This window comes from Leptolyngbya sp. 7M, assembly GCF_018128485.1.
In genome coordinates this window covers 638412-649540 of the sequence record NZ_CP070897.1, presented here as the reverse complement: position 1 = coordinate 649540, position 11129 = coordinate 638412, and the positions used below count along the sequence as shown (strand labels likewise).

Here is an 11129-nt window from a genome sequence, read left to right as displayed (position 1 = left end):
TGTATTGACTTGCTTTTGGGCGGTTTCGTGTGCGAATTCGGACAGCGGATCTGGCCTTTTGGAAATCTAAGCAAAGAGAAAACTATGAACGAATATTCAACATCATTCGGTAATTCGGTGGCTGATGCGATGCCCTCTCAGCGGGCTCAGTTCATCCGCAAGACCTATACGCTGCTTGCGGGTGCGATCTTGGCGTTTATCTTGGTGGAAACGGCGATCTTTGCTTCCGGAATGGCACCCGCGATAGCGTCAACGCTGCTCGGAACTCAGTATTCCTGGCTGATCGTCTTGGGTGCGTTTATGGGTATCTCGTATCTGGCGAACCGCTGGGCAATGTCTGATACCTCAGCGGTGATGCAGTACGCAGGGCTTGGGATATTTATCCTTGCAGAGGCGATCATATTCGTGCCGCTTCTCTTTATAGCCCAGTATTATGCCGCGGACGAATATGCCATTGCTAAAGCGGGCATCGTAACTATCGGGCTATTTCTTGGCATCACTGCGACGGTTTTCATTACGCGGGCTGATTTTTCCTGGCTCGGGCCAATCGTCGCGATCGGAGGTTTTGCAGCCCTTGGATTTATCGTTGCAAGCATTCTTTTTGGTTTCTCTCTCGGCAGCGTTTTTGCTTTCGTAATGGTGGCGTTCGCCGGAACGGCGATACTTTACAATACCTCCAACGTGCTGCATCAATTTAATCCTAACCAGCACGTGGCCGCGTCGCTAACGCTTTTTGCCGGCATTGCCCTGTTGTTCTGGTATATCCTGAGTATCTTTAGTTCCCGCGATTGATATTCTTGATCTGTAGGAATTTAGAGTTCGAAGGTTTCCGTGTTAACGTTACGTCGGAATCTTCGAACTCTTTTTCGTGAGGTGATCAAAATGAAACGGATTATCTTTTCTGTCTTTTTGCTGGCAATATTTGCGGTCTTGATGCCTGCTCAAACACCTCAGACTCCGGCAACAGATTTGAAGGTAGGCGATATGGCTCCCGACCTGGAGCTTAACGACACGACCGGGAATAAATTCAAGTTAAGCGATCTGCGCGGCAAAAAGAACGTGGTGCTTGCCTTTTACGTACTTGCCTTTACGGGCGGTTGAGAAGCCGAGCTGAAAGCGTATCAGGCTGATATAGCAAAATTCGAAGAAAAAGAAACACAGGTGGTTGGCATTTCGATGGATAGCTTTGCATCGAATAGGGAATTCGGTAAAAAGCTCGGCATTACGTTCCCGCTCTTAAGCGATTGGAAGCGAGAGGTTACAAAGGCATACGGCCTATACAATGAGCAGACCGGTTACGGTCGCCGCGGGACCTTTGTGATTGACATCGAAGGAAAGATACAACATATCGAAACAGGGAGTTCCGCTATCGATCCGACAGGGGCCTATCAGGCATGTGACCTGATCCAACAGAGAAAGGCTAGGCGTCCCGCACAGGAACCGTGATCCTATGCCAATGTTTATTCTTCGTCGAGCGAGATGGGCTCAAGTCTTATCTCGCCCGATGGATCCTTGGTCAGCATTTCTATGCGCCGCTCGGCTTTTTCAAGCCGGTCCCGGCAATCGCGCGAAAGGCGCACGCCTCGCTCAAAAAGCTCAAGGCTTTCCTCAAGCGGCATATCACCTTCTTCCAGACGTTTTACTATCGATTCAAGTTCGTCAAGGGCTTGTTCAAAAGTCTTCTTCATTTTTGTTCCAGTATTCCGGTAGCCTGTTTTATTATTGATTCCAGTTCCTTGATGCCTAGCTTCTCACCGGCTTTGTTTAGGTCGCTGCTGGCCGCCGCACCTATTAGCTGTTGACCGATCGAATGGGCGACCGCCGCCGCCAACTCATCATCCTTGATCCCGACCACGTGCCAGGTTTGGTCATTCCGTCGCATCCTTATCTCAAAGCCCTCACGATATGCTGGTATCTCGATCGTGGCAGAATCTCTCTCTTGCGTAACTTTCACATACTGATCGGCTGCGATCACGAGTGCAAGGAATGGTACCTCGGCCAAGTTCTCCGTGTGACGATGCAGCGTTTCGGGCAGTTCCGCGCGAACTCTCTCCTTTACTTGTGGGAGCAAAGGTGCAGCAATGAATGAAAGACGTTCGACCGCGGCGGGTGGGATCCCGCGGCCATACAGTTCTGTGGCTTTATAGAACACCTGCGGCACAAACCCGTCAACTATAGCGTTGGTATCGACCAGATCATTAATTGTTGCCGCATCCTTTTCCTGTGCGGCCTTTACAAGAAGAGCGAGCGAATACTCAGGGCGTTGTTTAACACGCTGCCAATAGATATATGAGCCCGCAAAACCAACTGCAGTCAAAAGAAGAAGCGCTATTAAAACTATCTTTAATGGTTTGCGCATTATGACAGATCTTATGATCAGATCAGGAACTGCTCTGGTCCTGTTTCTCCTTAACGGTAACCTTCAGCCCGCCAACCGCCAGCCTGACGGAGAGCAATTCTCCGGGCTCAACTGTCTTTGCATTCATTACCACACTTCCGTTCTCCTTTTGAGTGATCGAATAGCCCCGATCCAAAACCCGAAGCGGGGACATTGCATCAAGCCGCCCCATTTCAAGCTCCAGCCGAGACCAACGCTTTTTTACAATGTCCGAAGAAACATTTGTGGTTCGCTGTTCAAGCTGTCCCAGACGTCTGGAGTTTGCCCCTGCCTTTTGGGCAAGCGATACTGGAGAAAGTCTTTGTATTAGATCCCGAAATCTTGTTTCGTCAGACCTGATGCGGGATGTCACCTGAAATCCGGCATTATTCAATTCCTGCTCGACGCGCTGCCGAAGCTCCCTCAGATAAGATGGAAATCCAGTAAAGACGGGAGCCATCGAAAGAGATTGTAGATCGGTGCGCGCCTCCATCAGGCGAAAAGACGCCAAACGGATAAGGGTCTCACTACAGCGCCGCAGATGTTCAAAGATCTCGGCCTCCGCCCGTGCAACTATTTCCGCAGCCGCGGACGGAGTCGGGGCACGCAGATCGGCGACCAGGTCCGCGATGGACATATCTATTTCGTGCCCAACTGCTGAAATTATCGGGATCTCAGAGGCTCGGATGGCCCGTGCGACCTGCTCCTCGTTAAATGCCCAAAGGTCTTCAGATGAACCACCACCCCTGCCGACGATCAGCACGTCGATCTTTTCTTCCTTTGCACAAGAGATATTGTATTGATTTGCCGATCGGATCGCCGAAACTATTTGCTCGGGCGCTTTTTCCCCTTGAACGAGTGTCGGGACCACAACGACATCGATCGAACGGGCCCGACGCTCTAGTACGGTGAGTATATCGTAAAGAGCAGCCCCAGTCGGCGATGTGACCACGCCTATTTTCCGTGGGTGTTTAGGTATTGGACGCTTTAGTGCCTGATCGAAAAGCCCCTCTCTATGAAGTCTCGCCTTAATCTGTTCGAAAGCGACCGCAAGGGCTCCTTCACCGACCGGCTCAAGAGATTCGACAACGATCTGATATTCGCTGCGCTGTTCGTAGATCGTGACCCGTCCGCGAACGCGAACCAGTAGGCCATCTGACGGTTTGAAACGAATGCGGAAGTTTTGGCCCTTAAAACAGGCGGCACGTATGGTCGTTTCACCGTCAGTTAGCGAAAAGTACCAATGGCCAGAGGCTGCGGAATGAAATCCGGTTATTTCGCCCTCGACCCATATGTTCGCAAAGCGACGTTCGAAAGTGGTCTTTATCTCCGCGTTTAATTCTGAGACAGAACTAGGCCCTTGGTCAGGTTGATCGAACAAGGCATTCAATATTCCCGGATCGTTCATTTAGTACCATTATGCCATCTTTGGCTTGGGCCGTTCTAATTAGCTGAGCCAACCAATATTTTATGTCGGGCTTGACCGCATAAAGACGCGATGAACCGCGAGCGTATGCAATGCGATTGCACTTATGACAATAGCTGCTCCAACTAGAGCCCACGGTGCAGGACGTTCCCCGATAAAGATGAATACCCAAACCGGATTGAGAAGCGGTTCGATGAAGCCGATAAGACTTGCATCAAGCGGCCGCGTTCCGCCGCGGACTCCTTTGATGAAGAGTATGTAGGAGATGCCGATCTGAAAAACACCCAGGAAAATGACCGCGAACCAATCAAGGAATACCATTGTCGGCAGAGCGGATATCCCGGCCGGAGCATTGAGGATCGCCAAAAGAAGATTTCCATAGATCACGGCGATCGCCGGATTGAAGCCTTCTGCTCGCGGATGACGAAGAAGTAAGATATACAGTCCGAGAAAAATCCCGGAAAAAAGAGCGGCGATATTGCCCTGATAGTCGGAGATCTCAAGTTTCCCGACGAAGAAGAGGCTCATCCCACCTAAAACGACCACAACCGTCAAAAGATCACGAAAACGGAAGCGTTCGCCGATGAGGAACGGTGCGAGAATAAGTATGTAGATCGGCGCTGTGTATTGCAGAAAGATCGCGTTTGCCGCGGTGGTCATCTTCGTCGCCCAAACGAAAAGAAAGAGCAGCATCGCGTAAATTATGGAAGTAAAGATGCCGAATGTGTTGATCTTAAGGCCGTCTTTCCGGGTTACGATCATTACCACCACAGCGGCAAAAAACGATCGGAAAAATGTAACTTGGTACGCGTCAAGCGAGGTTAGCTTTATGAAGAGTCCGCCGGTGCTCCAAAGAAGCACCGCGATCACAACAAGCAACAGTGGATGTGGAGAGCTTTGTTCGCGCATCGGGGAACATCATCGAACACAATTTAGACACATTTCTTAACAATGCACCGTATATAAATAGCTTCTAAACGAAGCGTGTGTCGTCGGTTATGACGGGTAAGTTAGTCGATGATAAAACTATTCGCCCGAGACCGCCGAGGCGATGGTCTCTCTAAGCCGTTTTGCTGATGTCGTCGCGGGTTCAAGATCGACCTCATCCACGTTTCCTCTGACCTTTTTTCCGAAAACGGCATTCCAAGGCGGGATCACGATCGAGACATTCCCAGAAGCTTTCGCCTGGCACGCTAAACGGAGAAATGGTTTTTGATCATCAGGCTGATCGTAACCGAATACCTTCATCTGTCTGCGTTCCCGTACTGATGGTTCAGAAAGCTTTTCAGCTCCTCCGACAATACCGACCCAACAGGTTCCGCACGAAGCTGACGTACATTCGATCGGTATCGGGCCGTCCCAGCAGCGGTCGTCAAGCGATTGCCAATCTCTTGAATGATCTTTCTGCGATGCTGAGGCAAGCTCTTCCTCATTTATCACCTTACATTTTCCAGAATATTCAAGCGCTTCGAAGAATAGCGAATATTCTTTATCAACTGTTCGGAGAAAGCCCAATATACCCTGGGAATCATCTTTTTTTCTTTCGACAACTATCTCATTCGGGCTTCGAGCCATGAGTCCGCGAGGTTTTTCGACGTTGCCTGGTGAGGATCTGAGATCTTCTATCCCTGTCTGTACCAGAGTCATCAATCCTACAGCCGAGATGCCGAGCACGAGTCCCAGCTCAACGCCGGCTTTCTCAGAAACAGATCTTGCTATGGAACGGATCTCAGTTTCGATGTCCGAGAAAGCATCACTTGATCCGCTCCTTTCGATTATTGTCTGTTTAACTTGCGGCCAATATCGGTGCCCGTACAAGAATTTATGAGATGAATCGATCTTGTCCAGAAGTCCAAAATCACCTTCGAGGGCAATACCCTTCATCGCGGTCTCGACATCGTCGGAGGATTCGAGATATCTAACCAGATCCAACGGGTAAAAGCGGAACCATAGCTGCGTCGCGACACGATCTACCTCGTGTATCTCTTCCGCGATAGATCCTATAGCGGTAAGCCAAGTCGCCTCGTCAAATGTTTCAAGTGAGGTAAGAAAGTCGTTACTCATAATCTTACAGAATGAAATACTATGAAAATTGCAAACTAATATGATATGAAACTGGACCGACGACCGCAATTCGTTGGGTTGGACAAATACGGATCATCATTCAAAGATCTTAGGTTCCCTTCGATTTTGCATTTTCGACATCGAAGTGTTTTGATTAGTGTAGAAACCTTTGATCTCTCGCTTGTAGAAAAAATCATTGGAACGTCAGTAAAATGGGACAAAGATTCGAACTTCAACCGCTTTCAATTGAATCATACAAACTAAGGAATGGACTCCGGGTGGTTCTTAATCATGATGATGCGGTTCCGGTCGTCGCGGTGGCTGTTTATTATGATGTAGGTTCCCGGAACGAACGCGAGGGAAGGACAGGATTCGCTCATTTGTTTGAGCATATGATGTTTCAGGGCTCAGAGAACGTGCCAAAGGCCGGGCATTTTCAGTACATAATGAAAGCCGGCGGAACAATGAACGGGACGACCTCGAGCGAGAGGACGAACTATTTTGAGACCGTTCCCGCTGACCAGCTTCCGCTTGCATTATGGCTGGAGTCAGATCGTATGCGGTCGCTCGCCGTTACGCAAGAGAATCTTGACAATCAGCGTGAAGCGGTAAAGGAAGAAAAGAGACTCCGTTACGACAACCAGGCGTATGGTCAGATCTTCGACATCGTAACCTCGATGATCTATCAGAACTTTGCGAACGCACATTCCACGATCGGTTCGATGGAAGATCTGGACGATGCGACGGTCGATGACGTAAAGGAATTTTTCCGTGTTTATTACGCGCCGAACAATGCAGTGCTTGTGATCTCCGGTTCGTTTGACCCGGCAACTGCAAGGGAACTCATCGAGACATATTTCGGGGATATACCTGAGCAACCAGTTGCACCGCCAATAAATGTTGAAGAACCGCCAGAGGTCGCGGATGATTATCGTGAATGGAATGATCCGCACGCTCCGCTGCCGGCGTTTCTTCTGGGATGGAAGATACCGGCGCGTCGCACACCTGAATTCAACGCTCTATATCTTGCCGGCAAGCTTCTTTATGACGGTGAAAGCTCGCGGCTGTATCAAAAGCTGGTCAAGGGCGATGAATCAGTCGTTCAATTATTCGGATTTACGGATGAGAGACGCGGCCCCTCGAGCATCCTTATCGGTGCGATACCGAAACCAGATCAAGACCTTAGCAAGATCAGAGAGACCATAATGGCCGAGATCGAAACTATGTCAGCTCATGGCCCGACCTCTGATGAGATGATGAAACTGCAGAATCAATTGATAAATGATGCTGTTCGGTTGCGCCAATCATCGATGTCACGAGCACAGGCCATCGGGGAGTATGCTTTATACGATGGTGACCCAAATCTTATCAACACAGAACTCGATGAACTGCTTTCAATAACGCCAGATCAGATCCGGCGCGCTGTCTCGACATACCTGAATACAGCCAATCGGTCGCTTCTTGATGTAACGCCGGCCGGCAAAGGCTGACAAGGATATGCAGCCTGCTCATTAAATCATATTTTCCTGACATTATGAATACTGATCGAAGATCTGTTCCTTCACCGCTCGACCCGATACCATTTAATACCCCTCCAATATTTCGTGAAACCTTGGCGAATGGGCTAAAGATCGTCCTTGTTCCGGATAGACGTTTTCCGCTGGTCTCTTTGAGGCTCGCATTTATGACAGGCGATGCTAACGATCCTAAAGATTCAATTGGGATCACATCTGCATTGGCTTCGCTGGTCACGGAAGGAACTACTGAACATTCCAGTCGAGAGCTGGCAGAAAAGATCGAGCGGCTCGGAGCAAGTTTGAATGCAAGCTCGAATGACGATTTTATTATTGTTGCGGCATCATCGCTTTCAATGTACTTCGAAGAGATACTTCAATTAATGTCGGAAGTTGTATTCGTGCCGACTTTCCCTGATAACGAGGTCGATCTTTATAAGCGAAATACAATCGAGAATCTGAAATTCAATCGTTCACAACCTGGCTTTCTTGCGTCGGAACAGGTCGGTCGATTTATCTATGGCCAGCATCCTTATGCGGTGATCGCCCCTAGGCCTTCCGATATCGAGAGGATCGACCGAGAGGCTCTTGAAGAATTAAGAAGGAATAGATTCGTTCCTAATAATGCAGTGCTTTTTGCGGTAGGTGATCTCCAAAGCGATGATTTCCTTATGATCGTCGAGCGTTTATTTGGCGACTGGGAATCTGGTGACAGGCATATTCACGAATTTCCAAATGTGCCTGATCGAAAGGAACGCTCGCTAGTCATTGTTGACCGGCCGGGTTCGGCACAATCAAACATTGTGCTTGCGAATTCTGCGATAAAGCGTGACGATCCGGATTTCTTTCCGCTTTTGGTGATGAATCAGGTGCTAGGTGCCGAAACGAGTTGACGCTAAAGTGTCGCAATTGAAGAATTCCGCAGTTCTTGCTGATAACATCAATTCAGCCAGGAAGAGCGCAAAGCAGATCGCCGAGCTGGCGGCTGCAAATGACATAAAGCCCCAGCTTCTGGCGGTGGCGGCTATTGCCAGATTAGGCAATAGCCGTGGCGACGTTGCGAACACGGCTAGAACGATGTCAGAAGTCTTCGGAAAACTGCATCCGCAGATAGGAAGTGAAAGATCGGATGACGCACTTCTTTTGATCGCTGCCTATGATCAAGGGGCGGCTGGTGAAACAATGAAGTTGCGGAATATGCTTCAGGATCTGGCGGGAAAACGCGAGGTCAGTTCACGCGAGCTTAGATCTATATGGTTTCTAGAAAAAGAAGGGATGATAACGAAGGCGGAATTTGATATGGCGTTAACGTTCCTTGCGATCGGTGTGATAACACAAGATCCAAAAGCATTTGGCGTAAATGCAGAACCGCTGACACTATGATACCAATTCTCGACGGAAGTTAAGGCGATGGAAAATGAAGAATGGATAACAGGTAAGATCGCGGTAAATATCTCGGGCGTTCCGTTGGAAATGGAGATGACCGTACCGGCAGTGCCTGTAAAACCTCACCGAATGTTGCCGATCTTTCAGCGGATGACCTCTGCGATAGTAGATATCGGAGTCGATGCTGTGGAAGCCGGGGGCGAAAGAATATCCTGCAAAGCAGGTTGCGGAGCCTGCTGCCGCCAACCGGTACCCATTTCAGAGACCGAGGTCTATCAGATCGCGGAATTGGTGGATTCTATGCCCGAGCCGCGTCGCACGGAAATAAAACGTCGTTTTCAAGAAGCAAACGCTTATTTTGAGAAGATAGGCTGGTTCGATAAACTCAATGACCATTTTGAGCGATTTCGAGGAACTGACGGTTTGCAGGCGGTGGGTGAGGCTACAGACATCGTGTTGGAATATTTTCATGCCGGCATTCCTTGTCCTTTTCTGGAAGATGAATCGTGCTCGATCCATCCGGACCGACCGATAGCATGCAGGGAATATCTGGTTACTTCTCCCGCAGAAAATTGCGCGAAACCAACGGCCGCAACCGTGAATGTGGTCAAATTATTGATCAAACCTTCACGCACCATGAAGAAACTAGGAGCGACCGGCCGTCTCGATAGATTTGGTTTTTTGACGTTGGTAAGGGCTCTTGATCTTGCAGAAAAGGTAAGCGAAGATTTCGGATCGAAGTCCGGGCCGGAATGGGTCAAGGACTTTTTCTCCGAGTTGTCGAATTCGCCGGCTGCAGTTAGACCTAGGTGAGAAGCAGATAATCCCATATGAGACTTCTAGAAACTGAACTTTTCTGAGTATTTACGGCGACCTCAAAAGAACGCTTGGCCGTGTTTACTAATTTACCTACTCGTTTTACTATTTACGTCTGACCGTTATGAGCAACTACCGAAGGATAGTCTGGAACGAAGGGATGCTGCTTACGCCGCACCACTTTCAGCAGTGGGATAATTACCACGAGGAATTGCTCAATTCGCGCATAAGGTCAATGATGCCTTATGAATACGGGATACTCGACCTCCGGATAAATAGCGAGGCGGTAGCAAACGGTAACTTTCAGATAACCGGATGCCGGGCGATTATGCCGGACGGCTTGGTTGTAAATGTTCCGGATGCCGAGGCCGTTCCGGATATGAGACCGGTTGGCGACCATTTTAAGGTTGAGAAGGAACGGCTCGGTGTTCATCTTGCGATCCCGGCAAAGAAAGCGGGCGAAGCCAACTTCCAAGCCAGCGGAGCTCCTGTTACGAATAACGTCCGTTTTTTGCAGGAAGGTGTGATGGTCAAGGATGAGACCAGCGGCACCAATGAGCAGCCTATCGCATACGCCAAAAGCAATCTGCGTATAATATTTGACGACGAGCTTCGCGACGGGTTTACTTCGATAAAGATCGCCGAATTGCAAAGAACTCCGACCGGACAGTTAAAAATATCCGACGATTACATTCCTCCGACGCTAAAGGTATCTGCCTCGACCTGGTTGGTCAATATGCTGCGGCAATTGGTTGAGATACTTGTAACGAAAAGCGGCAGTCTTGGCGAACAGCGTCGGGCGAGCAATGCATCGCTCGCAGATTTCACAACCTCTGAGGTCGCCGTTTTCTGGCTGCTTCATACTATAAATTCCTCGATTCCGGTAATGTCGCATTACTTTCGGACTCCGCTTGTCCACCCCGAAAAGTTATATCTGGAGATGAGCACGCTTGTCGGAAAATTAATGACATTCTCTTTAGAGATTCATCCAAAAGATATAGTCAAGTATGATCACGACGACCTTCACTTCACATTTTACAATCTTTCCACACAGTTAAGGGAACTTCTTGAGACGGTAATACCGAGCCGATGCGTTCCGATACCGCTTGAGAAAACGCGCGATACGCTCTACGTCGGTCGTATCGATGATGAGAGGCTGCTGAAGGAAGCAGGATTTTATCTTGCGGTAAGAGCCCAGATGCCAGAGGCGAAATTGATCGAAGGCGTTCCTCGCGTGGTGAAGATCGCTTCGCGTGATGTGATCGATTCAGTGATCGGTTCCGCTTTGCCGGGAGTGGTCTTAACGCATTCAAATCCGCCTCCGGCACCGATTCCTGCGCGTGTGGGATTCAAGTACTTTCAATTGGACTCGATCGGACCCTACTGGAATGGAATATCCGGCTCTAAGGTGATCGCCGTTTATGTCCCGAGCGAGATCCCGGACGAGAAATTGGAATTGTATGCTGTGAAACCATAAAATGATGACCATACGCAAAGGGTTGTGAGATACAAACCAAATTGCAATTGATATCTTACCGACCGAGCG

At 49.2% G+C, this 11129-nt stretch carries 12 protein-coding genes; 7 read left to right on the top strand and 5 right to left on the bottom strand.

All coding sequences use genetic code 11. The features are described 5' to 3' along the window. Positions 1-84: 84 nt before the first annotated feature. Both JVX88_RS03125 and JVX88_RS38040 read left to right on the top strand, forming a co-directional pair. Positions 85-792, top strand: coding sequence for a Bax inhibitor-1 family protein (locus tag JVX88_RS03125; RefSeq protein ID WP_211625661.1), 708 nt, complete (start codon positions 85-87; stop codon positions 790-792). 90 nt (positions 793-882) lie between these two features. Next, entirely contained in the window at positions 883-1446 is a 564-nt protein-coding gene (locus JVX88_RS38040) for a peroxiredoxin (protein WP_315875320.1), read from the top strand. A gap of 14 nt (positions 1447-1460) precedes the next feature. Here the strand turns inward: JVX88_RS38040 and xseB are convergent, their stop codons facing one another. The 5 genes from xseB to JVX88_RS03090 all read right to left on the bottom strand — a co-directional run bounded on the left by xseB (position 1461) and on the right by JVX88_RS03090 (position 5867). Continuing rightward, the gene (xseB, locus tag JVX88_RS03110; protein ID WP_211625655.1) at positions 1461-1688 is read right to left on the bottom strand and encodes an exodeoxyribonuclease VII small subunit; all 228 of its coding nucleotides are present in this window, start codon (positions 1686-1688) and stop codon (positions 1461-1463) included. Beyond that, a complete protein-coding gene (locus tag JVX88_RS03105) occupies positions 1685-2359 on the bottom strand; it encodes a hypothetical protein (RefSeq protein WP_211625653.1) in 675 nt (224 codons plus the stop codon). Before JVX88_RS03105 ends, xseB begins: the two co-directional genes overlap by 4 nt. A 22-nt stretch (positions 2360-2381) precedes the next feature. Then, positions 2382-3785 carry an exodeoxyribonuclease VII large subunit gene (gene xseA, locus JVX88_RS03100; protein ID WP_211625651.1) on the bottom strand — a complete coding sequence of 468 codons (1404 nt, stop codon included), beginning with the start codon at positions 3783-3785 and terminating at the stop codon, positions 2382-2384. A 60-nt stretch (positions 3786-3845) separates the two neighbouring features. After that, positions 3846-4712, bottom strand: a complete 867-nt coding sequence (locus tag JVX88_RS03095) for a DMT family transporter (RefSeq protein ID WP_211625649.1) — start codon at positions 4710-4712, stop codon at positions 3846-3848. Between the two features lie 117 nt (positions 4713-4829). After that, entirely contained in the window at positions 4830-5867 is a 1038-nt protein-coding gene (locus tag JVX88_RS03090; protein ID WP_211625647.1) for a 2Fe-2S iron-sulfur cluster-binding protein, read from the bottom strand. A 212-nt stretch (positions 5868-6079) separates the two neighbouring features. Here JVX88_RS03090 and JVX88_RS03085 point away from each other — a divergent pair, with 212 nt between their 5' ends. The 5 genes from JVX88_RS03085 to tssK all read left to right on the top strand — a co-directional run bounded on the left by JVX88_RS03085 (position 6080) and on the right by tssK (position 11060). Next, complete coding sequence (locus JVX88_RS03085; protein WP_211625646.1) at positions 6080-7357, top strand: M16 family metallopeptidase; 1278 nt, start codon at positions 6080-6082, stop codon at positions 7355-7357. A gap of 44 nt (positions 7358-7401) precedes the next feature. Next, positions 7402-8274 carry a M16 family metallopeptidase gene (locus JVX88_RS03080; RefSeq protein WP_211625644.1) on the top strand — a complete coding sequence of 291 codons (873 nt, stop codon included), beginning with the start codon at positions 7402-7404 and terminating at the stop codon, positions 8272-8274. Beyond that, entirely contained in the window at positions 8258-8764 is a 507-nt protein-coding gene (locus JVX88_RS03075) for a hypothetical protein (RefSeq protein ID WP_211625642.1), read from the top strand. Before JVX88_RS03080 ends, JVX88_RS03075 begins: the two co-directional genes overlap by 17 nt. A 27-nt stretch (positions 8765-8791) precedes the next feature. Further along, positions 8792-9580: a YkgJ family cysteine cluster protein gene (locus tag JVX88_RS03070; RefSeq protein ID WP_211625640.1), complete on the top strand. Its 789-nt coding sequence runs from the start codon at positions 8792-8794 to the stop codon at positions 9578-9580. A 127-nt stretch (positions 9581-9707) separates the two neighbouring features. Next, the gene (gene tssK / locus JVX88_RS03065) at positions 9708-11060 is read left to right on the top strand and encodes a type VI secretion system baseplate subunit TssK (protein ID WP_211625638.1); all 1353 of its coding nucleotides are present in this window, start codon (positions 9708-9710) and stop codon (positions 11058-11060) included. Positions 11061-11129: the final 69 nt, after the last annotated feature.